Annotated in this window: 18 protein-coding genes; 15 read left to right on the top strand and 3 right to left on the bottom strand. The window is 55.8% G+C overall.

The window, feature by feature from the left end:
• The first annotated feature begins 137 nt into the window (after nucleotides 1-137).
• The 8 genes from panD (at nucleotide 138) to HMPREF2751_RS03710 (ending at nucleotide 11,570) form a co-directional block, all read left to right on the top strand.
• Nucleotides 138-560, top strand: a complete 423-nt coding sequence (gene panD, locus HMPREF2751_RS03745; RefSeq protein WP_016421480.1) for an aspartate 1-decarboxylase — start codon at nucleotides 138-140, stop codon at nucleotides 558-560.
• Between the two features lie 247 nt (nucleotides 561-807).
• The gene (locus tag HMPREF2751_RS03740; protein ID WP_049171890.1) at nucleotides 808-2,985 is read left to right on the top strand and encodes a PhoX family protein; all 2,178 of its coding nucleotides are present in this window, start codon (nucleotides 808-810) and stop codon (nucleotides 2,983-2,985) included.
• 50 nt (nucleotides 2,986-3,035) lie between these two features.
• The gene (lysS, locus tag HMPREF2751_RS03735) at nucleotides 3,036-4,568 is read left to right on the top strand and encodes a lysine--tRNA ligase (RefSeq protein WP_016421478.1); all 1,533 of its coding nucleotides are present in this window, start codon (nucleotides 3,036-3,038) and stop codon (nucleotides 4,566-4,568) included.
• A 71-nt stretch (nucleotides 4,569-4,639) separates the two neighbouring features.
• Complete coding sequence (locus tag HMPREF2751_RS03730) at nucleotides 4,640-6,133, top strand: metallophosphoesterase family protein (RefSeq protein ID WP_016421477.1); 1,494 nt, start codon at nucleotides 4,640-4,642, stop codon at nucleotides 6,131-6,133.
• Between the two features lie 122 nt (nucleotides 6,134-6,255).
• Nucleotides 6,256-7,662, top strand: coding sequence for an acyl-CoA dehydrogenase family protein (locus tag HMPREF2751_RS03725; RefSeq protein ID WP_048731769.1), 1,407 nt, complete (start codon nucleotides 6,256-6,258; stop codon nucleotides 7,660-7,662).
• Between the two features lie 42 nt (nucleotides 7,663-7,704).
• Nucleotides 7,705-8,916 (top strand): acyl-CoA dehydrogenase family protein, encoded by a 1,212-nt coding sequence (locus tag HMPREF2751_RS03720; RefSeq protein ID WP_016421475.1) that lies wholly within the window; start codon nucleotides 7,705-7,707, stop codon nucleotides 8,914-8,916.
• A gap of 219 nt (nucleotides 8,917-9,135) precedes the next feature.
• Entirely contained in the window at nucleotides 9,136-10,593 is a 1,458-nt protein-coding gene (locus HMPREF2751_RS03715) for a purple acid phosphatase family protein (protein ID WP_048731772.1), read from the top strand.
• 149 nt (nucleotides 10,594-10,742) lie between these two features.
• Nucleotides 10,743-11,570: a hypothetical protein gene (locus tag HMPREF2751_RS03710; protein WP_038626626.1), complete on the top strand. Its 828-nt coding sequence runs from the start codon at nucleotides 10,743-10,745 to the stop codon at nucleotides 11,568-11,570.
• Nucleotides 11,571-11,682: 112 nt separating this feature from the next.
• On the opposite strand, the gene HMPREF2751_RS03705 is transcribed toward HMPREF2751_RS03710, so the two are convergent.
• Nucleotides 11,683-13,401 carry an AMP-binding protein gene (locus HMPREF2751_RS03705; protein WP_038626623.1) on the bottom strand — a complete coding sequence of 573 codons (1,719 nt, stop codon included), beginning with the start codon at nucleotides 13,399-13,401 and terminating at the stop codon, nucleotides 11,683-11,685.
• Between the two features lie 373 nt (nucleotides 13,402-13,774).
• On the opposite strand from HMPREF2751_RS03705, the gene HMPREF2751_RS10795 reads away from it, so the two are divergent.
• Nucleotides 13,775-13,912 carry a hypothetical protein gene (locus HMPREF2751_RS10795; RefSeq protein ID WP_160310025.1) on the top strand — a complete coding sequence of 46 codons (138 nt, stop codon included), beginning with the start codon at nucleotides 13,775-13,777 and terminating at the stop codon, nucleotides 13,910-13,912.
• Between the two features lie 110 nt (nucleotides 13,913-14,022).
• On the opposite strand, the gene HMPREF2751_RS03700 is transcribed toward HMPREF2751_RS10795, so the two are convergent.
• Both HMPREF2751_RS03700 and HMPREF2751_RS03695 read right to left on the bottom strand, forming a co-directional pair.
• A complete protein-coding gene (locus tag HMPREF2751_RS03700; RefSeq protein WP_049171884.1) occupies nucleotides 14,023-14,736 on the bottom strand; it encodes a hypothetical protein in 714 nt (237 codons plus the stop codon).
• A gap of 2 nt (nucleotides 14,737-14,738) precedes the next feature.
• Nucleotides 14,739-15,488 carry a hypothetical protein gene (locus HMPREF2751_RS03695; RefSeq protein WP_222865188.1) on the bottom strand — a complete coding sequence of 250 codons (750 nt, stop codon included), beginning with the start codon at nucleotides 15,486-15,488 and terminating at the stop codon, nucleotides 14,739-14,741.
• Nucleotides 15,489-15,680: 192 nt separating this feature from the next.
• On the opposite strand from HMPREF2751_RS03695, the gene HMPREF2751_RS03690 reads away from it, so the two are divergent.
• The 6 genes from HMPREF2751_RS03690 (at nucleotide 15,681) to HMPREF2751_RS03665 (ending at nucleotide 22,543) form a co-directional block, all read left to right on the top strand.
• Nucleotides 15,681-16,439, top strand: coding sequence for a hypothetical protein (locus tag HMPREF2751_RS03690; protein ID WP_016421468.1), 759 nt, complete (start codon nucleotides 15,681-15,683; stop codon nucleotides 16,437-16,439).
• On the top strand, nucleotides 16,436-17,737 hold the full coding sequence (locus tag HMPREF2751_RS03685) for a hypothetical protein (RefSeq protein WP_049171882.1): 1,302 nt from the start codon (nucleotides 16,436-16,438) through the stop codon (nucleotides 17,735-17,737). Before HMPREF2751_RS03690 ends, HMPREF2751_RS03685 begins: the two co-directional genes overlap by 4 nt.
• The gene (locus HMPREF2751_RS03680; protein WP_049190678.1) at nucleotides 17,724-18,623 is read left to right on the top strand and encodes a hypothetical protein; all 900 of its coding nucleotides are present in this window, start codon (nucleotides 17,724-17,726) and stop codon (nucleotides 18,621-18,623) included. Before HMPREF2751_RS03685 ends, HMPREF2751_RS03680 begins: the two co-directional genes overlap by 14 nt.
• Nucleotides 18,624-18,738: 115 nt before the next feature.
• A complete protein-coding gene (locus tag HMPREF2751_RS03675; RefSeq protein ID WP_070595478.1) occupies nucleotides 18,739-20,358 on the top strand; it encodes an Hsp70 family protein in 1,620 nt (539 codons plus the stop codon).
• Entirely contained in the window at nucleotides 20,358-20,951 is a 594-nt protein-coding gene (locus HMPREF2751_RS03670; protein WP_016421464.1) for a hypothetical protein, read from the top strand. The genes HMPREF2751_RS03675 and HMPREF2751_RS03670 overlap by 1 nt, the downstream gene beginning before the upstream one ends.
• Nucleotides 20,948-22,543, top strand: coding sequence for a serine/threonine-protein kinase (locus HMPREF2751_RS03665; RefSeq protein ID WP_016421463.1), 1,596 nt, complete (start codon nucleotides 20,948-20,950; stop codon nucleotides 22,541-22,543). The genes HMPREF2751_RS03670 and HMPREF2751_RS03665 overlap by 4 nt, the downstream gene beginning before the upstream one ends.
• Nucleotides 22,544-22,571: the final 28 nt, after the last annotated feature.

The raw sequence follows: 22,571 nt of genomic DNA, 5'->3' as shown, positions 1-22,571 counted from the left end.
GACGGCTTTTAGAAGTAGTTTCTCGTGGCTGGGAAGTTGTCGTATTATAGTGTGCCGACTAATAACCTGCCACGCTAAGGGGTGCCGCGGTAGGCAAGCATCCAGGGGACAAATCCAGGAAGGGACCTACCTTTTTCATGTTTCGCACTATGTTGAAGTCCAAGATTCACCGCGCCACGGTGACTCAGGCTGATCTTCACTACGTTGGATCGTGCACGATTGACGCTGATTTGATGGAAGCGGCCGACCTGCTTGAAGGTGAAGCCGTCGACATCGTCGATATCAATAATGGCAACCGGCTTACTACTTACTGCATTACCGGAGAGCGCGGCTCGGGCATCATTTCTATCAATGGTGCCGCCGCTCGTCTGATATCGCCGGGTGATCTGGTTATTATCATCGGCTACGGAATGATGGATGACGCTGAGGCGCGTACGTACAAGCCGAATGTCATCTTCGTCGATGAGGACAACAAGATTCTGGAAAGTGGCAATGACCCGGCGGATGTGCCGGAGGGTTCTGATTTGAAGAATCCGCGTAGCCCGGAGAACCAGGGCTAGTCCACGTAGCCCGCAGAGCTGGGGCTCGACTGCGTAGTTGGAGAGAAGAGTCGAGCCGGAGAACCGCAACACCAGGGTGTTTACTTTGCGTTAAAGCGCAAGTCATTAGACCGTCAGCTAAAGCTCATTGGCGAGTTGATTTTTAGAAACCGAAAGGTAACGCAACGTCCTTAGCTTCTTAGAGGATCTAAAAGTTTTAGTTTTCCATTTCCTCACCTAGTCGAAGCTATACAAAGGCGGTCTCCCCGTGGTTCGTATTGGCAAGAATCTGCTGACAAATCCTTTTGCTACCTCTCGCAGCTCTCTGACCTGCACTTACAAGTGTGGTAATGCCTGTGCTGACGATGCTCCGAACGAGTTCTCGGACAACCAGTACTTCGGTGATGTTGCGAAGGAGGCGTTCTCCCAGCGCGCATTCTCCCGTCGCGCGGCACTGAAGGTCACTGGTGCTAGTGCTCTTGCGGTCGGCGGTGGCGCCGTGCTGGCCGCTTGCTCCTCTGATGATTCGGGCAGCGCCGCAGGTGGCTCCGACGCCTCCGGTACCGCTGCTGCCGGTGACGGTAGCAAGGACGAATCGCCGGAGGGTATGCGTTTCGAAGCCGTCAAGCCGAACACGGAAGACGCAGTCGTTATCCCGGACGGCTACGAGCAGAATGTTCTGATTCGCTGGGGCGACCCAATCCACGAGGGTGGCCCGGAGTTCGACTTTGACAAGCAGACTCCGGAAAACCAGCTGAAGCAGTTCGGCTTCAACAATGACTTCGCTGGCCTGATTAAGGCTGAAGACGGCACACTGCTGTACGTTTGCTCGCACGAGTACACCACCGAGCCGATGATGTTCCGTGCCTACAAGAAAGAAGATGCCACTAAGGAGCAGGTCGACATCGGACTGGCTGCCCACGGCCAGACCATCCTTGCTGTGGAAGAGGATGACAAGGGATTCCTGAAGCCAATTCTCAGCGACAAGCGTAACCGTCGCATCACTGGCTTCACCGAATTCACAGTTGACGGCCCGGCTGCTGGTCACGATCTGCTGAAGACCAAGGCTGACCCGACCGGTATGAAGGTCGAGGGAACTTTGAACAACTGCTCCGGTGGTGTTACTCCGTGGGGTACCTACCTGTCCGGTGAGGAGAACGTTGACCAGTACTTCGGCAACGTTGGCAAGCTCAAGGACGAGGACGCAGTTAAGAAGCTCAAGCGCTACTCGGTCAAGAATGAAGAGCTGTCCGACCGCGCGTGGGAGAAGTACTACGACCGCTTCGATGTCTCCAAGGAGCCGAACGAGCCGAACCGCTTCTTCTGGCTGGTAGAGATTGACCCATCTGACCCGAACTCCACCCCGGTCAAGCACACCGCAGTGGGCCGTTTCAAGCATGAAGCCGGTCAGATTTACGTCACCGACGACGGCACGGTCGTGTGCTACTCCGGCGACGACGAGCGTTTCGAATACATCTACAAGTTCGTCTCCTCCCGCAAGATTAAGGAGGGGGACCTCAAGCACAACATGGGCATTCTGTCCGAGGGCACTCTCTACGTCGGTAAGTTCAACGGTAATTCCGAGTCCGAGATTGACGGCTCCGGTGAGCTGCCGAAGGACGGCCGTTTCGACGGTGACATTGAGTGGCTTCCGCTGATGACCGCCAAGGCAGACGGCAAGCACGAGTCCCACGTTGATGGCATGACCGCCGAAGAGGTCTGCATCTACACCCGCATCGCCGGTGACAAGGTCGGTGCGACCCGTATGGACCGCCCGGAGGATATCGAGCCGTCTCCGAAGACCGGTAAGGTCTACGCGGCGCTGACCAACAACAAGTACCGCGGTAAGGCGGGCGCGAAGGACGACAAGGGCAAGGAACGCAAGGATGGTGCAGGGCGCCCGCTTGCCGACGCCGTCGAGGTCGCACCAATCACCGAGAACAAGAATGGCCTTGTTCTGGAGATGGAAGATGACCACGCCGGTACCAAGGGCAAGTGGAACCTCCTGCTGGTCTGTGGTGACCCGAACGAGGCTTACACCTACTTCGGTGGCTTCGACAAGGAATCGGTCTCGCCAATTTCCTGCCCGGACAACGTCGCCTTTGACGAGTACGGCAACCTGTGGGTTTCCACCGACGGCAACGCGCTGGACTCCAACGACGGCCTTTTCGCCGTTGCCGTCGAAGGCGAGCGTCGTGGTGAGACCAAGTGCTTCCTGACTGTTCCGGTTGCTGCAGAGACCTGTGGTCCGCAGATCTTCTCCAACCGCGTGATGGTCAACGTCCAGCACCCGGGCGAAATCGAGACGGATCAGGGTCATCCAGTCGGCGACAACCCGGACCCGACCACCAACCCGACCTCGCACTGGCCGGACGGTGGCAAGGAGCAGCCACGCCCGGCCGTCGTTCAGGTTGTACGCACTGATGGCAAGAAGATTGGTGTCTAAAGGGCACTCAACTAGCAGGTCGGCGGTGTAGTCGGCTAACCTTTATAGCCGTGACTGACGCGAAGAAGACCCCTGAAAACACCGCCACCGTTCCTGAGCAGCTGCGCATTCGCCGCGAGAAGCGTGACCGCCTGCTCGAGGCTGGAATTCAGCCGTACCCGGTTGAGGTTCCCCGTACTCACTCTCTCAAGGATGTCCGTGAAGAGTGGGGCCACCTCGAGGCTGGCGAGGAGACTCAGGATGTCGTGACCGTCATTGGTCGTGTCATGTTTATTCGTAACACCGGCAAGCTCTGCTTTGCCGCTCTGCAGGAGGGTGACGGCACGACCCTGCAGGCCATGCTTTCCAAGGCTGAGGTCGGCGAGGACGCCCTGGCTGCTTGGAAGTCGGACGTAGATATGGGCGACTTCGTCCTCATTACTGGCCGCGTAATTTCTTCGCGCCGCGGCGAGTTGTCTGTGATGGCTACCGAGTGGCAGATGGCCTCGAAGGCTCTGCGTCCGCTGCCGGTGTCGTTCGCTGATCTGTCCGAGGACAGCCGCGTGCGTCACCGCTACACGGACCTGATTATGCGTGAGCAGGCTCGTACTAACGCACTGACTCGCATCAAGGTCATCCGCGAGCTGCGCCACGCACTTGAGCGTCGCGGTTTCCTCGAGGTCGAAACCCCGATGCTGCAGACTCTGCACGGCGGTGCAGCTGCACGTCCATTCGTGACTCATTCCAACGCTTTGGACATCGATCTCTACCTGCGTATCGCGCCGGAGCTTTTCCTCAAGCGCTGCGTCGTCGGCGGTATGGAGCGAGTCTTTGAGATCAACCGTAACTTCCGCAACGAGGGTATCGACTCCTCGCACAGCCCGGAGTTCGCGATGCTGGAGTACTACGAGGCATTCGGCACCTACGATGACTCCGCCCGCACCGTCCGCGAGGTCATTCAGGAAATCTGCGTCGCGGTCTTCGGTTCGACGACCGTCACGCTTGCCGACGGTACGGAGTTCGACTTCGGCGGCGAGTGGAAGCAGATTGAGATGTACCCGTCGCTGAACGAGGCACTTGCTCGCAAGTTCCCTGGTCAGCCGGAAGTCACTATTGACTCGACCGTCGAGGAGCTCAAGGCAATCGCCGATGTGATTGGCCTTGAGGTTCCGGAGAAGGGCGGCTGGGGCCACGGCAAGCTGGTTGAGGAAATCTGGGAGCTGCTCTGTGAAGACCAGCTCGACGGTCCTATCTTTGTCCGCGACTTCCCGGTCGAGACCTCTCCGCTGACTCGTCAGCACCGCTCCAAGCCTGGCGTGACCGAGAAGTGGGATCTTTACGTCCGTGGCTTCGAGCTGGCTACCGGCTACTCCGAGCTGGTTGACCCGGTTGTCCAGCGTGAGCGCTTTGAGGATCAGGCGCGACTGGCCGCTGGCGGCGACGACGAGGCCATGGTTCTGGATGAGGACTTCCTGCACGCAATGGAGCAGGGCATGCCGCCGACGACCGGTGTGGGCATGGGCATTGACCGCCTGCTGATGGCCCTGACCGGCCTTGGCATTCGCGAAACCGTGCTGTTCCCGATCGTGAAGCCGGAAGCGTAAGCGACTGAATTCATGTGTAGTTATCCCGGTGTTATCACCGGGATTATTTTTATCCCGTAATTTCTTCACCCGTGAATTCGGTAAATGGGAATAAGAAAATTGATCGGCGATCCGTATTGCGCTTGGGAGCAGTAGCGGGTGCGGGGGCTGTAGCGGTTGCCGTCAATAGCGTCGGGACGCGAGCAGTTGCATCGGCGGCCCCGAACCAGTCGCCGTTTCCATTCACCGGGTTGACCAGCGGCCTTGTTGTGACGGACCTGGAAGTCGTGACCGTGACCGATACGTCGGTGACATTTTCGTGGGCGACGTATGCAGGCCCACATCCAGCGTGGGGGAAGCTGGCTCCACTGGCGCCGGCCGACACTGAAGTTGCGCTAGTGCCAGTCGATGCCGATGAGGGCGGCGAGCTACCCGTGGTACATAAGGACGAGACGCAGGTTGGCTACCACTTTGTGACCGTCGATAAGCTGCGCCCTGGAACCACGTACCGTTTCGAATGTCGATCGAATGGACTGGTCGCCGAGCCGGGATTAATTACCCGAAACCTCCCCAATGCACCCGAGCAAACTGGACAGTTCACGACGTTGGTCGCTCCGGAAGGGGAGTACCTGACCACGATTGCCATCCTTAATGACGCGCATATTGGCGAAAATGGGCACGGTATTATCACCGGCGATTTCCCCGCTCCTATCTTTTCTGAACCGGGTGCCGCGCCGTATCCCGAGGTCATGCTGACGGCTGCGCTCGCCGAGCTGCGGGGGATGGGGATTGAAAAGGTTTTCGTCAACGGTGATGCCACGTCGGAAGCACGTCCGGCGGAGGTGCGTCGATTTGCCGAGATTATGAATACTTTTGGTGCTCAGGAGCGGCAGTGGTTTGTCACCCGCGGCAATCATGATCGTCCGCATAAGCCGGATGCCGATCCATCTGCTGGCTACGACGAATTCCCGGTTTTGGAGGGTACCGAGAATCATCGCGATCCCTTCGGTGTTCTCCTGGGGCGTCCGCGGCAGGAACTGTGGGTCACTCAGCAGGGGCCGGTCCGTGTCATAGGGCTGGATTCATCGAAGTTGGATGAGTCCGGCGGCGAAATTAGCCCGGAACAGTTCGATGCACTGGAGCGGGAATTGCAGCGTGACCCCAGTAAGCCGACAGTTGTGCTGGCTCATCACCCAATTACCTCCGAGGCTGGTTGGACACATGCTGCCGGGCCCACCTTCATTCTCAACAGCGCTGATGCACGACGCTTGCAGCAGATGCTTAACGACGCTCCGGGTGTATTCTTTGCGGGGGCAGGTCACACCCACCGTGCAAAGCGTACTCGCGGTGATGTTGGGGCCGGCGTTGATTATTTGGAGACCGGCGCGTGCAAAGCATACCCCGGTGGCTACACACTGCTGCATGTCTACTCCGGTGGCTACCAGGTTAACTTTCACCGTTTGAGCAGCGAAGATGCGCTTGCGTGGACTGCGCGTGCCCGTTGGGCGATGTACGGTTTCGAGCCCGAGGCTCTGCTTGGTGAGCTCTCTGATCGCAACTACGTTGTTAACCGCGTTATCGCCTGACAAGTTAGAAGCCTGAAAGTTTTCTGTTACTTGGCAATGTTTTTTCAATTCTTGTGACAACGGTCACGTGATTGTTTTATTGTTATGCCAGTAATAGTTCTGACTCGAAAGGCCATGATCACATGAGCGAGAAGAAGAACCGCGAAGATTCGACTGTCGGCCGCAATAACCCTGGTCGCGACGCTATCGGAGCGGCAATGCGGTTCATCACGTCGATTACTGGTTCGGACTTCGCCCAGAAGTACGACCTTCAGCCAAAGATCGACCGCGTGGTGTACCAGTCCACCAAGTCCGGTTTTAAGACCCTTGGTGCCGCGAACCGTCAGTTTAAGAAGATTTCCGGTTCCGGTAAGCCGGAGCGTCCGGCTGAGGAAGCCCAGGCTGCACAGGAGGCCGCAGCCGAGGAGAAGGCAAAGAAGCTCTTCGACCTCACCCCGACCGAGGATCAGCAGATGATCGTCGAGACGGTTAAGGAGTTTGCTGAGTCGCGCTTGCGCGAGGCTGCTTACAAGTCCGACCACGAGGCAACTCCCCCGGAGAATCTCGTCTCTGAGGCTTCTGAGCTGGGCGTCACTATGATCAACGTCCCGGAGGCTTTCGAGGGCATCGCTACCGGCGAGGACGTCACCACCAACGCGCTGGTCGCGGAGGCTCTGTCCTACGGTGACATGGGTCTGGCTCTGGCAGTGCTGGCTCCGGCCGGTGTCGCTGCCACCCTGACCGCTCACGGCTCCGACTCGCAGCAGAAGACCTACCTGCCGGCATTCGCTGGCGAGAACGTCCCGGCCGCCGCTGTTGTTCTCGCAGAGCCGCGCCCGCTTTTCGACGCACGCAAGCCTGAAACCACCGCAAAGCGCGAGGGCGATTCGCTGGTCCTCAACGGTGTTAAGTCCTTCGTTCCGAACGCCGGCGCAGCTGAGCTGTTCATCATCGGTGTTGAGCTCGAGGGTAAGCCGGCTCTGGTTATCGTTGAGTCCGACACTGAAGGTCTCCACGTTGAGGCTGACCCGTCCATGGGTCTGCGCGGTGCCGCAATGGGTCGCGTCATCCTGAAGGATGTCAAGGTTCCGGCCGAGAACATTCTCGGCGGCGCTAGCACCTCGGCTGCAGACCGTGAAGAGGCATACCTCGACATTCTGCGTCGTTCCCGCCTCGGCTGGGCAGCTCTTGCAATGGGTACTTCTCAGGCAGTTCTCGACTACGTCATTCCTTACGTCAATGAGCGTCAGGCATTCGGCGAGCCGATTTCCCACCGCCAGGCAGTGGCCTTCATGGTCGCCGACATCAAGATTGAGCTCGATGGTCTCCGCATGATTACTCTCCGCGGTGCTTCCCGCGCTGACCAGGGTCGCGGCTTCGCTCGCGAGGCAGCTCTGGCTAAGACCTTCGCCACTGAAAAGGGTATGAAGATTGGTTCCGACGGTGTGCAGCTGCTCGGTGGCCACGGCTTCACCAAGGAGCACCCGGTTGAGCGTTGGTACCGTGACCTCCGCGCAATTGGTGTCGCCGAAGGCATCGTCGTTCTGTAAACCGCTAGATACTTCAGCCGAAAAGAATTAAGAGGAAAGAAAATGATTAACCTCGAACTGCCGAAGTTCCTCAAGGCGGGCGCGTCCCAGTCGCATCAGGCCGCCGCTGAGATCTTCCGACCGATTTCCCGTAAGTACGATCTCGCTGAGCACGAGTACCCGAAGGAACTCGACACCCTTGCCTCCATGATGGACGGCATGGCAGATGGTGGCCGTGGCTTCTCCGGTGCTTCCGGTGGACGTGGTGACGATAAGAAGCCGAAGCGCACCGGTGTAAAAAACGGTGGCAACATGGCTTCGCTGCTCAACGTTATTGAGACCTGCTGGGGTGACGTGGGTCTGACCCTGTCCCTGCCGTACCAGGGTCTAGGTAACGCAGCTATCGCAGCTGTTGCTACCGATGAGCAGCTGGAGGCTTTCGGTAAGACCTGGGCTTCCATGGCAATTACCGAGCCGTCCTTCGGTTCTGACTCCTCCGCAGTTTCCACCACCGCCAAGCTCGATGGTGATGAGTACGTCATCAACGGTGAGAAGATCTTCGTCACTGCTGGTGAGCGTTCCGACTCCGTCGTTGTGTGGGCGACCCTGGACAAGTCCAAGGGCCGTGCTGCCATCAAGTCCTTCCTGGTGAAGAAGGGCACTCCGGGCTTCACCGTTGAGCGCCTGGAGGAGAAGCTGGGTATTCGTTCCTCGGATACCGCAGTGCTCCGCCTGGACAATGTCCGCGTTCCGAAGGAGAACCTGCTGGGTTCCCCGGACATTGATGTTAAGAAGTCCTTCGCCGGCGCAATGGCGACCTTCGACAACACTCGTCCGCTGGTTGCGGGTATGGCCATCGGCGTCTCCCGTGCTTCGCTGGAAGAGCTGCGTCGCATCCTGGAAGAGGCTGGCATCGAGATTGACTACGATGCACCGGCACACACCCAGAGCGCTGCTGCAGCTGAGTACCTGAAGCTGGAGTCCGATTGGGAGGCTGCATACCTCCTGGCTCTGCGCGCTGCGTGGATGGCTGACAACAAGCAGCCGAACACTCTGGAAGCTTCCGAGTGTAAGGCCAAGGCCGGCCGTGCAGGCACCGAGATTTGCCTCCGTGCCGTTCAGCTGGCAGGTACCTTCGGTTACTCTGAGCGTAACCTGCTGGAGAAGTGGTCCCGCGACGTCAAGATCCTGGACATCTTCGAAGGTACCCAGCAGATTCAGCAGCTGGTCGTTGCTCGCCGCACCCTGGGCCTGTCCTCCAAGGAACTGAAGTAGTTACAGTTTCAGAGCAATCTACATACTGGTGAGCCGGTAAAAGCTCACAAAGATGCTCAAGCCACATTTTCCTAAAACACCGTCCTGCCATGACTTGGTAGGCGGTGTTTTATTTTGCGCTGTTTTGGCCGTGTGTCTCTTGTCGTTGCGTTCCTATTTTTCTGAGATTAGAGGGAGAGTTCATCTAATTTTCATCTTTAGGTTCTAGGCTTATTTGCCATGAGCATTTCCCGCCGGGCCTACCTCTCTGTTGCAACTCTTGCTGCAAGTTCAATGGCCGTCGCGAAAACCTCGGGAGCGTACGGCCTTGAGTACGTCACGTCGGGTCTGGGGCTTACCCAGTCGGATTCCAAGTCGTGGCAGGTACTGGCTAGCGACTTGGAGGTCATCACTGTCACAGACACGTCAGTGGCATTTACATGGGCAACATATGCTCCGGGAGTGCAGACAGCGTATGGCTTCATTAAGCCGACCGTTCCTTCGGATGAGCGGGTGCTGCTTGGTCCTGCGGATTCAACGCAGTTAGAGCTCGTGCACGAGGGGTACTCAGAGTCGGGCTACCACCATGTGGTCATTGACGGGTTGGAGCCGGGACGGGAGTACCGCTTTGAGTGCTGGTCACACAACTGTCGCGCGGTTCCGTCGCTGAATATCACCATGAGCAAAACGGCACCGGAGAAGACAGGCGTCGTAAGCACTCTGCCAGCGCTGGAGGGTGCACATTTGGCGACGTTCGCGCTGACGAATGACACACACATTGGTAAGCCCAATCATGACGGCATTCGCATTGGCAACCTCGGTCTTTCCTCCGGTCCGGGAGAGCAGCCTTTTGCCTCTATGCAATTGCAGGGTCTGGTGGACACGGTAAAGGCTGCCGGGTTAGACACTCTCGTCATCAATGGCGATTGCACGGATAGCAACCGCCCTGAGGAGTATGACGAACTCATCAGGGTTTTGGATACTTTCGGTGAGTTTGGGAAAAACTGGTTTGTCACCCGTGGTAATCACGATGTGCACCCGCCCGGGCTACCCAATATCAATGGTTTCCGGGGACGCGGAATCCGCAAAGGCAAGACCGCGGTTCCGGATTACTTCAGCCAGCGTCTTGTGCCGACGCAGCAGCACTGGTCGACTCGCGTCGGCGAAGTGCGCCTCATCGGTGTTGATACCGCCGAGTTTGGTTATGCAGGTGGACGTATTAATGAGCGGCAGATGCGTGCATTGCGTGCCGAACTCGCAGACGATCCAGAGCGTCCGACAATTTTGTTTGCGCATCACCCGTTTACTCAGGATGCGGTGCGTTCGCATTTCGGTGGTGAGGCATTCATGGTCGAGGCGCAGCAGGCCAAGATTTTTCAGGAGATTCTGGCCGCCACGCCGGGTGCCAAAGGCGTGTTCGCTGGTCATACGCACCGCAGCCGCCGTGGTATCGCTGACTACGGGGATACGGACTTCTGTGAGCGGGGTGCGGCACTCGGCTATCCGGGTGGATACACACAGATTCGAGTTCACACTGACGGTTACCAAATTAGCTACCACCGCACTACGACACCTCAGTCTCTGTCCTGGTCAACGAAGACTCGTTGGTCGATGTTCGGGTTGGAGCCAGAGTTTATGCTGGGAAAGATCTCCGATCGGAACTACGTCAATTTCTTCAAGAACAAAGTGCCACTCTGAGCTAGTGCTAGCTTCTAGCAGGGTACGCTGGGCAACGCATAGTGTTAATGGAAAATACGTAGTGGCAAGTTCCGCTGTGGGCGAAGTCGCAAGCCACCACGTTATTGGCCGAGCACAAGTGTGGCTCTGAAGTAATAAGGAATTTAGCGATGACCGACCAGTACAACCCGCGTTCGTCCTCCCCGCAGGATTGGGAGCAGGACGGTTATGCAACATCTGCCTGGGAGCAGCCGCAGGGTGGGGCTCAAGACGAGTACCAGCCTCAGTACCAGTACCAGTCGCAGGGGCCGAACCAGGGAGGTTCACCCCAGCAGTATCCGGCTTATCAGCAGGCTCCGGTACCTGAGCAGAAGAGCAACAACGGTCTGTACGTGGTTTTGGGCATCGTCGGTGTCGCACTTGCAGCGGTCGCCGGTATCGGTGGCGCGTACTACCTGAATAATTCCTCCGATAATTCCCCGCAGTCTCCCGATACGGTTGCGGCAGGGGACTCGTCGTCAAGCACTGCGTCCCCGGCGCCGGTGGAGACGTACACGGAAACCTATACCCAGACCGTCGAGCCGGAAACGACGAAGCAGCCGGAGAGCAGCGCTCCTACCACTACGCAGCGGGGAAATTTTGGTCTTCGCGCGTTCGGTATGAATCGCGATGATATCGATGCCAAAGGTTGGGTTGGCAGTACCGCTCGCTGCTCGGGTGGGTATTACGCGCGTGTGTTGGCGGAGACTTCTTCGGGTAAGGCCGTGATTTGTGAGAACTCCAATAACCGCCAGCAGCGCCATTACATTGGTGACTTCGGTGAGATTTCGGATACCCCGGATGCGTACACAGTAGATAGTTTCTCCGGGAACCGTGCTGTCGCGAAAAATGGTGGCTACACGTATACCGTCACTCCGAATGCGGTAACCGTGACCCAGGACGGCGAAGAGATTTTCCGTGAGCCCGTCACGGACTACGGTGTTTTGAACGCTGGCTAATCAGCTCTAGTTCTTCCTAGGACACGCAAAAAGGACGCGGTAACTTCCATAACGGAAGTTTTTACCGCGTCCTTTTCGTGTCTGCCGTTCGCTTTACGACGGTCCCTGCGCCCTAAGCCACCTTCTCCTCGGTGACATTCTCCCACGGCTTCGGCAGGTGGCGAGGAACCACCTTGCCGACTGCGTTGCGTGGCAGTTCATCGAGGAACACGGTCTCGCGCGGAACGGCGAATCGGCTGAGGCGCTGCTTGACGTATGTGCGAATCTGCTCATTGGTCAGGGCGCGGCCCTCAGGGGAGTCGTCGCGGACAACCCAGGCGACCAGGGCCTGACCGAAGCGCTCATCCGGGACACCTGCGACTGCGCACTCGCGGATACCCTCGAGCTGGCTGAGTGCATCTTCGGTCTGGCGTGGGAAGACGTTCTCGCCACCGGAGACAATCATGTCGTCCTCGCGACCGGAGATGTAGAGCAAGCCGTTTTCCATGCGACCCAGGTCACCGGTACAGACCATGCCGTCAATGACCTGCTTGTCCGCGCCCGGGCGGGTGTAGCCCTCGTACAACATGTTGTTGCCGACGAAGATTCGACCGGTCTCGCCGTCGGCGACGCGGTTGCCGTCTTCGTCGAGAATCTGGACACGAGTGCCCAGCGGTGCGCGACCAGCTGTGGTTGGGTTTGCCTTGAGCTCATCCGGGTTAGCAATGGTTGCCCAGCTGACCTCCGTGGAACCGTACTGGTTGTAGAGAACCGGCCCGAAGCGCTCGAGGGTCTTGGTGACAATTCCCTCTGGAATAGCCGAACCGCAGGATGCGATGACCTTTAGCGATGTCGCGCCGATGTCGTAGTTGTCCGGGAGAATCTCAATCATGCGCTGCAGCATGGTCGGCACCAGGAAGATGGTGTGCGGAGAGTGCTGCTCGATAATGCGCAGGCTGTCGGCTGGATCGAACTTGCGGCGCATAATCATGGTGGAACGCAGTGCGATGCACAGCTGCGCAGTCGCGAATCCCCAGGTGTGGAACAGCGGAGCCGCAAGGTAAGCCGGGCGACGCTGACGCAGAGGAATTCGGCTCATGATGGAAGATGCCGGCATCCAGCTGCGCGGCTCCGGACGCTTGGCACCCTTTGGAGTGCCGGTGGTTCCGGAAGTCAGAATAATAACGCGGCCACGGCGCGGGCGGGTTGGCAGCTCGGCGGTCGGCCACTTTGCCGGCGGTGCTGTCTTCAGCATCTCCTGCATGGAGGTCCAGCCCTCGCGAACGCAGGAGGTGTCACCGTAGTTTTCAAACCACGACACGGCGACCGGGCACTCATCGAAGTCCTCCGGCAGCATGTGAGTGAATTCCTCATCAATGAACAGGAAGTCAATCTTCTGTTCACGAATTACGGCCAGAGTCTGCTCGGCGGAGGCGCCGGTATTGAGCAGCACCAGGTCGGTGCCGAGACGACCGTGGGCACACAGAGCCATAATGAAACCGCGGTGGTTGCGAGCCAGCACACCGATGCGGTCGCGCTGCTGAATATCGCCGTGACGGAGTGCTCGCGCCAGGGCAGTGGAGCGCTCGTGCAGCTCCTCGTAGGTCAGCGAGCCGCCATCATCAATAATCGCAGTGTGGTGCGGATCGCGGCCGGCTGCAATGCCGAGGAGACCAGCTGGCAGGAAGTCCCAGCGGTAGATGGAACTTAATGCCTTACCAGCCGCGCCGGGCCCCATCGAGCCGAGGACGCCAGCCTGAGTCACCGGTGCGAGTCCGAGAACGAGGTCCGAGGTAGCTCGCGAAGCTTTGCGCACCTTATTGAGAATCGAGGTCTGTGGATTAGATGTCATAGTCACTCATCTTCCGTGGTTCATGTCCTGTGGTCTTCGGAGAGGCCTAATCAGGCGAAACCTCATCGGTAGGACTGCCGATTTAGTTTCTTTTACAGTAAGAATAAGTGTCCTAGGTCACTTTTGCGTAGCTTTTTGCAAAATTTTTTTATCAGAAACGAATAGTTGTGAAGATATGTGGCGTGACCAGTGAAGATAGTCAAGTATCAGTTCTCTTTCGCAGCTCAATGGGTGCTGACCTTAGCCGGGGAGGGGTTCTGGTTTGGATCTGATTCTTTTGGGGAAAGCTCCTGAAACCTGTTCTTATCCAGTTGCGCTCTCGACTCGGTGGCGAAGGGCGAACCTATCCGATACGACTCCAGTCCAGACCACTATGGTGACGTCGACTGAGGAGCTGGACGATGATCGCGATGACATTGATGACACGGATGATGACCGTGACGATGGCATGGACGACGATGATCACGATGACTTTGATGACGACGATGACGATGACCGCGTGAACAATTAGTTTTCTAATCGGCACCGTAGATTTTGTGAATCATCGGCCCCCCACGTAACCCATGAACCCCCGCTCACTAGTGAGCGGGGGTTCATGGGCGTTTATGGCAGGGACGCTATTTATTGTCCTGCGGTGTCCTGTGCCATATTCTGCTTAGCGGCATGGCTGACATTGTCGGCGATATCTGTTGACAGTTGTTCGGCATCATCCCACGGGCCAGAATTGGATACCCACACATTGAGCTGTATATGCCCGGTTCGGATGGTTTCTAGGTATCCGTCCTGGTCGTTAATGGTAGATGCACGAGACTGGGCGTCTTCGTCTGCTCCACCAACAAGAATGAGAATTGTTCCATTGGAATCTTCAAAGTTGTAGCCACAGCCAATACCTAAGTCCTTCACGCTAGTCGGCACAGCGTGAGTCTCTTCCGGCATGTAGTCGCCAGCATCACAGACGTTAAGCCAGCTGAGCGCCATTTTGTAGTAATAGGAGGCTATGGAGGCCTGGTCGGAATTGGTGTTCTTGTCTTCCAATTCCGAGTTTGCTTCTTCCAGCTCATCAATCTTTGCTTGCAGCTCGCTTTCCCGCTCCTCTGCCTGCTGTTGAAACGAGTAAATCTCTTCACTCGCGCTTGCAAGTTCGGACTCAGCATTCTTACCGCCCATGGCAAACCCCGCCGCGCCGGCAACAATCACTCCGACTGCGCCGAGGATGAGCGGCAGCGTCAAAGGTTTACTCTTTCCGGACTTAGTGCCGGAAGCTCTCTCCGACACTTTCTCGGAAGTGCCCGACTGGTTGCTATTCCACGGATCGATGGGTTCGTGAGCGTTCATTTTTAACCGACTACCTTCACCTTCTGTGCGATTGTGATTGGTTCGAATCCTGGCTGCTGAGCTGTCACAGCAACGATGTATTCACCGGGTTCTGTAAATGTTGCGTAGGCCTTCTCCCCAAACCGGCGAACGATCTGGCAAGGAGTATGTTGTCCAGTCACACCTGCGCTGGCACTTGCAGTCGGTTTGCCCTCAGAATCGTAGACATCCACCTTGTTTTCACAGGTTTCCGTACCACCAGACTGGCTGAAATTCCACAGCAACCTCGCGTTTGCTTCGCCATCAACCAGGGGATAGGTCAACAGGCTATTGGCCCCCTCGAAGGGAAGCGTGATCCGAGCAGTGTCGAAGCCGCCCAATTCTTTCTGGTGAGCAGTTGCGTCAATCTTGACGTTTTGGCGCTTGGCACTGCCGGGCTCCATGCCGCCAATTTTGGTCAGCTCCATCGAGCTATTCAGCGTTACTGCACCGGAGTCGGCATCCGAGTCTGAAAGTTCGCTGTTGGGAGAATTCTTATCCTGCGAACTGTTGGCATATTCCTGCTCTGGCTCTTCCGACCCGGTCGAGCTCTCAATCGAGCTAGGAGTTTCGGATTGTGCATCAGAAGCAGGGGACGTTTCTGTAACTGTCACCACCGCGGGGGACTCCGGGACAGCGTTGTTAGTGGGCATACCTGAGCAGCCAACCAGAGTCAGGGTAGCAGCGGCGGCTGCCACAGCTAAAACGTGCTTTGAATGAAACTGGGATGTCATGGGCGTTAAAAACCTCCGAGTTAAGCGCCGAATAAGCGTTTTCTTCATCTGCTTGACGACGCTATAGCGGAGGCCTCAGAAGCGGTACGGGAGTTCTCCCGGTGACTTTCACTACCCGTGCAGGTTTAACTAAATCCTGTCGGGTTCAGCGAATTAATCGTTGGACAAAAGATTGAGGGAAAGAACCGTTTAATGAACCTCCAACAGCTGAAAGATGTGGCCAAAAGCTACTTCTCAAAAACCACAGATATTGTGAAGGGTGTTCCAGATCGTACTAAAGGTTGGCGCGGTGATTTGGAGGATCAAGGAATTATTCCAAACCGTGTTGGTGTAGATCAAGAAGGTCGTATCATTCCGCCATTTTTTGTTTGGTGGGCACCCTGGATGTTTCGAGTCGTACTCATTATCGCCGGATTCATAATTGGCGGAATTTTGGAATCCATCAATAGTGGGCCATATCCAGATACGGCGATGTTGATTCCATTCGCCATGGGGTTTGCGATGTGGTTCTTGCGAAATCAGACTAGTTGGATTCCCGGCCTCATTATCACGGTGCTGGCAGTCACCGCAGCATCGCTTATGTCTAAAAGCGTCCTTATTTCGCTCGAAGCATTAATCCTTTTCGCTCTCGTAGTCCTAGTGGAATACATCTACGCTCGCGCCGCATTCGACTACAACACTGCCGCGGCGTTTGAAGAGATGAAGCAGGCGCTTTCCACGTACGGCACTGCCTATGAGCTTGAAGAACGAGAGGACACCAACGTCAACGGAGAGACTCTGACAACTGTCTCCGCGCTTGATTCGGGACGCCCTGCTAGGGCAATGATTCGACTGTTGCCGGAGCATGTAGACCCCGGATGGCTTATCGCAGTAGATCCCGCCAGGCGGTTTATGACAGGCCTATCTCCAGAACAGCGTGTTCGCATCAGTGAGATTCAGGAGCAGATGTGAGTCTGAATCCCGCAGTTCGAGACAACCTAGCTGGAAATCTATTTTCACCAGGCGCAGTGCCAACGGGCGCCAAGTTAGCTCAGCTGATTGCTGACATTCCCATGGGCGGAGATGCCTCTTCCTCGGATTTTTGGGAAGCGCGTGTCCGTTTAATTCGAGACCTGTTGTTCTTCGGTAAGCAGTCCCAGCGCGCACTGGACATTATCGATGAGCTGCACACCGAAGATTTTGTCGACGCAGTGCGAAAGAAGTTCGGTGTTTCTTTTCGACTTGTTCTCAAACGAGTACAGCGTCCTCAGTACTTCTTCACTGATGTGCAGATGAAGGCAGTTAAAGAGGGGTTCTTGAAGCCGTATGCAAAGGGCAGCGGAAAAGCGATTACCGAGCACGGGCTTGAAGAGTTCTTTGATCGGATATTGGTTCCAACGTCTAACCGCATGGAGCTCCGTGAATACGTCGACGTTGAAGATAGCCAGGAAATTGAGACTGGTCCGACGAACAACGCGGAGAAACGAGTCTGGGCGGCCTTTGATGAGGCCAGTAGTGCAAATACCGACATTCGGTCGATTGCAGATGTCATTGCGAACGGTTTTCGTGAACAGTCCGAAGGCTTTATTGACGGCAAACCGATCGATAGCGACATGCTGAAGAGTGCAACTAAATCCATCGGTGCGAGTTTTCGTACCGGCTCGCCAGAGGCTGAAACCCGCACCGGTCTTATTCGAAGGTTGCAAGCAGTCGATGATCCAGCGGATTTAGTGACTCGACATACTTTCGGTCTGCTTAACGACGAATCGTCGCTGGACCCAACGAGACTTCGTAAAGAATTGCAAATTGCTGAGGGAGCCTACTGTTCTAGTTCCGATTCGACAATTGAGAATCGCGTCCTTCAAAACGTCAATCGAGACGATGTCTTGAAGGCTGATACCGGAAGGGGAAAATCGGATTTTAAGACGCCCCATGCCGGTGAAGGGGATGCGATTGCCAAGGAGTTATTACGATTTCTTTCTCCATTTGTTGTGCTCGGTTTAATAGTGCAGTTCATGCAGGAGGGTAATGGATTTATTGCTGTACCGGTTCTGGCTATTTTTGTCGGTATCTTGTGGGCGTTGGTAAAGAAGCGAGTGGCAAAACGATGGATTGCTGTTTTTGGAATCGTATATTTCATTGCCATGGGGGTTATAAATGATAATTTCTATGAATTAGGATGGGTTCTATTTTCTATATTTATCATTACATTTGTGTCGATTGCCTATCTATTCGCTAAGGGGAAGGAATATAAAAATGGGGTTCTTTAATAACAAAAAGGATGAAAATAAAAGGTCGGTTAAACATTCAGACGGTCGTGTTGATGAGTATCAGGAACGAGATCCTAAGTATCCGGAGGTTGACTTCGGTGGAGCGCATAATTTCGCCCCGCTGCCGAATTTTGATGAGTCCTTCGGCCCCCGGGGCACGGTCGACAATGGTGATACCACAGGTCAGGAGCCGGTCGAGTATTCCGGAGATCCAAAACTAGACACCGACGAAGCTGCATGGTCCAAGGTTGAGAACGTCGAATTTGACGGTGTTGAATTTGGTGGTGCCGAGTTTGGCCATGATGAAGACACCGCGGAAGGAGTTCCAGCCCAGCAGGATTTTCCTCCCGCGACAGTGGAAGAGCTCCCAGAAACGGATGCTGAAAGTACCGCAGGTGTTGCGGCCGGGAACGTCGTAAAGCAGTTGGATTTGATTCAAACACGGCTGGACACAATGAACGCAGTATTGCGCTCTCAAAGTGAAGAGTTGGAAGCGCTGACTGATCGTCGTTGGTACGCCCAGTTGATGCCGCTGGCGGAAAAGTTGGCGGCCATCCATGACGGGATTTGCGCTGACCTTTCGCGGCTCGAAGAAACTACCGAAACTGATGGCAGTGACCTGTATTCGACCCTGGATTTCCTGCAGGACTCGATCGCAGATGCGCTTCAGTCCATGGGAGTGGCAATTACAGAGGCGAAGGTGGGCGATGCCTTTGATTCTTCAATTCACCGTCGTACCAAATTCGCGGATTCGGATAACCCCGCGCTGCACCGCACGCTGGCGCCATCACGACGAATCTCGCACTACTACACCTTCACCAGTTCTACCAGTCCAATTGTGGTGGCCAAGGCGCCGGTCACGGTGTACCGGCACAGCGGCAACTAGGCCAAAACTCGAGTCTGAACAGAGCACAGCTCGAGTCCGGCCAGCACACAACTAGAGCGCTGACACGGCAAAAGAAGTCAAGAATCCAACAGATTTCAGAATAAGGAGAAAAATCATGGCTGAACGTATTTACGGCATCGATCTGGGCACATCCAATAGCGCAATTTCCTACGTGGACTCACTGGGTGCTCCTGTCATTCAAGAAAACCTCGACGGAGATCTGTCGACACCAAGTGTGGTGTGGTTTGAATCGAAGGCCAATACCGTTGTCGGAAAGCTGGCACGTGAAGAGAAGCTCTTCAGCCCCAATGACGTCATCGAGCTGGTGAAGCGGAGCATCGGCACCGATAAGAAATGGAATTTCAGCGGGAAGGCGTATACCCCGGAGGAGATTTCTTCATTGATTTTGCGCTCGTTGGTTCCAGACGAAGCAGCTGACGACGAGATTTCGGCAGTTATTACTGTGCCGGCATATTTTGGTGCGAAGGAGCGCGAGGCAACTCGCAACGCAGGGCAGATTGCTAATTTCAATGTGTTGGAGCTGGTAGCAGAACCGGTTGCTGCGGCCCTCTACTACGACTCCAAGCAGCCTCTAAAGGACAAGACCTTGCTGGTGTATGACCTCGGAGGCGGTACATTCGATGCCACGATTGTGCAGGGGATTGACAACACCTTCCGGGTTATTGCCACCGACGGTGATGCTCGACTGGGCGGTGCTGACTGGGATAAGGCGCTTGGTGAATTTATCCTGGATAAATTCATTGAGCAGACTGGTGACGAGGAGGCGGAAAACGATGAGACCTTCGTCGCTAAGTTGCATGAGCAGACGGTGAACTGTAAAGAGGCGCTGAGTAATGCGGAAAGCGCCACTGTGCGACTTGCCAGTGACTCTGGTTCCCGCGCCAAGATTGCCGTTACCCGCGAAGACTTGGAGCGTGTCACGGCGCCATTGCTCGAGCAGACGGAGATTCCTTTGACCCGTGTATTGGAGACGGCAAAGGAAAAGGAGCCGGGACTGACAATTGATGAGGTCATCCTGGTGGGTGGATCTTCGCGAATGACCGCCGTAACCAAACTGGTGGAGCGTCTGACGGGTAAGAAGCCACTGTTGGTTGAGCCTGATCTAGCCGTTGCTAAGGGTGCTGCCCTTGCTGCGATGATCAGCAAGCTCGGGGGAGTGGTTAATGCTGAGTCCAGCCCTGCTGTCCAACAGCAGTCAATTGCGCAGATCGCGGCTGAGACAGGGATTGACGCCGGGCAGCTAGCCGCGCTGTCGGAGAAGAAGGTGGCAAATGTATTGCCAAAGTCGATTGGCATTCGAGTTGTCGATCATCTGAACAACCCGTACATCGACTATCTGGTCAACCAGAATGACATGATTCCCCTGTCTGAGCCGGTGGTCCGGGAGTATTCGACCGTAGCTGATGGCCAAGAGGAAGTAGATTTGACGCTGTATCAGCAGGCCAGTGACGTTCCATCCGAAGATGTCGCTCTCAATGACATCATTAGTGGATCGGAATCTATGCTGACAGGTATCCCGCCGTTGCCCAAGGGTCAGCCAATTCAGGTTAAGTTCTTTGTAGCAGCAGACGGCATGATTACCGTGGAAGGCACTCACGTTCCATCGGGTCGCTCAATCGAATCCCACGTGCGCATTGGTGTGATGAATGAGGAAGAGATTTCGGCTGCTCGCACGACGATGATGAAGGTTTCTGTCAGCCAAGGAGATAACTGATGACCGACGATCGCACTCTAATCCCGGGCGTCGATGACATTGACAGCGGTGCAAATTCCGATACTGATGGTCGAAATCGGAAGATTCTGCTGTTCGTGCTCGCCATTCTGGTTGTCGTCATCCTGGCAATGGTGGTCTGGATCCTAAATTTCCGCTCTAACCAGCAGGATAACGCCGACGGGTTGTTTGAAACCACTGAAAGCACCGAAGTGGAAGTCTCGCCGTCCTACTATGTGGGCGATGATCAGGAACCAACCTCGACTACAATCGCACCGCCTGCCGACGATCGGTTCGTAGACCCAGAGGTCTTAGCGTCGACCGTTGATCCGACGTGCCCGATGCTGCAGAGTGCCTGGTCAAACCAGGGCTCCGATATGGACTGTGAAGCATATTACGAGGTAGTGCGGGCGCTCAGTAAACAGCGGCAAGAGCAAGGAACACTGCCAAAGCAGACGACAATCGAGATTGAGTATGACGGTCAGCCACTGACGATGGAATGCCAAGAAGTTTCGCCTAATTATGATTGCCGCTCTGAGTCTGGGATTCAGATTATGGTGGGTAATCTCGATGGGTCTGGGCAACGGAACCGATGACTAATCTTCCCCAGGTAGGCGATATTTTTGAGGGCTACGAGGTTGAAGCTCTCATCGGTGCCGGCAATATGGGGACTGTTTTTCGAGTACGAAATCCCAAGCTGGGCCGAAACGAAGCACTGAAAATCGTCCCACTGCCGGAAGAGGCCAGTGCTTCTAAGCGAATGGAGGCACTGTTCCAGAACGAGGTTTCTATCGCAGCCACTGTTCACGTTCCCAACGTTGTGACCGTGTTCGATGGCGGGCGAGCCGGGAACCTGCTTTGGTTCACCATGACTCTTATTAGCGGTAATTCGTTGGGCGCTGAACTGGCCGAATATCCGCCGCGCACTTTCGATAAGAGCGAGGTCATGTCGATTGGTGTGGAGATTGCTACCGCGCTAGATCGGCTAGCAAAGCACGAACCAGCGGTGATTCATGGTGATGTAAAACCATCAAATATCGTCGTAGAGCGAGATTCGTCGGGGCTTGTGTTAAGCGCGACGCTTGTGGATTTCGGTGTATCAACCGCCACTGAAATCGACAGTGTTGGCGTGACCAATCGTGTTGCCGGCTCATTGCCCTACATGGCGCCAGAGATCTTCACTAAGGGTTGCATTAGTGCAGCTAGTGACGAGTATGCGTTTGCGTGCACGATATTCGAGCTGTTGCAGGGATATAAGGCATTTCCAGCTACTGACGCGGCCAGTGCGCGGCAATTGCACTGCGGTAAGCGACCGGTTACCAACCTCGGTGCGGTAGTTGATTCGGTCTTCGCCAAGGCGTTGGCGGTTGACGCCGATGAACGCTACGAATCCTGCAATGCGTTTATTAGCGATCTCATTGCTGCGCTAAATGGTGGTGCCGTCGAGGTTCGCAATCCGAAGAACCGGAAGAAAGCCCTTGCAGCGTTCTCCGTAGTGGCATGTCTAGGCCTTATTGGTGGTGGCATTGTTGTTGCCGAACGTAGCGGCATTGGAGATGGCGGTCTCTTTAGTGCCAAGCACTTGGCACAGCCAGTAGCTATCGGAGGTTCTGCGGAACCGATGCGACTTCGCGCTCCCGATTTGGCGAAGGGGCCTCGGATTCCGGTGGGTGACCGATGGACCCTTACGTCGTTAAGCGACGTCCCCATCGGTGAGAAGAGCTGGCAGGGGATTCAGCGGATGGGAACATTCAACGGTGCTGCATATCACGCGACGCAGTTTGCTTCGGCAGATGAATTCTTGCTGCCATTTCGCCACGGTATTGATGAGAAGAAGCCGATTGCAGAGGCTGAAAATGACAAATGGCGGGGTGAAATTCTGGATGCCGTGAGCAAGAACCGGTCAGTGGCTGAACCAGCTGGCTCTGAAGTGGTGAAACTGCGAATGGAGCCCGATGGTCGCCGGCTGGATGTCCTACAAACGTCAGGCTCATTTCAAGCTGTGAACAGCGAAGGTTCCGAGGCAACACGGCCGATTAATTACTGCTTGGTTCAGCCGGCGGAAAGTTCTGCGCCATCCAGTCCCGAAGTGCTTCGTCCGGTATTTGTCGTTTTGAGTGAAGGCGATCCTTGTCCTGCTGCCTATGACACGGTGGCGGCGTGGGCAATGCAAACCACGACGAATTAAGCGATAACGCCGAGAATATTTGTTATAT

Origin of the sequence: Corynebacterium sp. HMSC063G05 (assembly GCF_001810555.1) — a bacterium.
Lineage (GTDB): Bacteria > Actinomycetota > Actinomycetes > Mycobacteriales > Mycobacteriaceae > Corynebacterium > Corynebacterium jeikeium_D.
The sequence above is the reverse complement of the archived record's forward strand: the minus strand, read 5'-3'. Positions and strand labels throughout refer to the sequence as shown.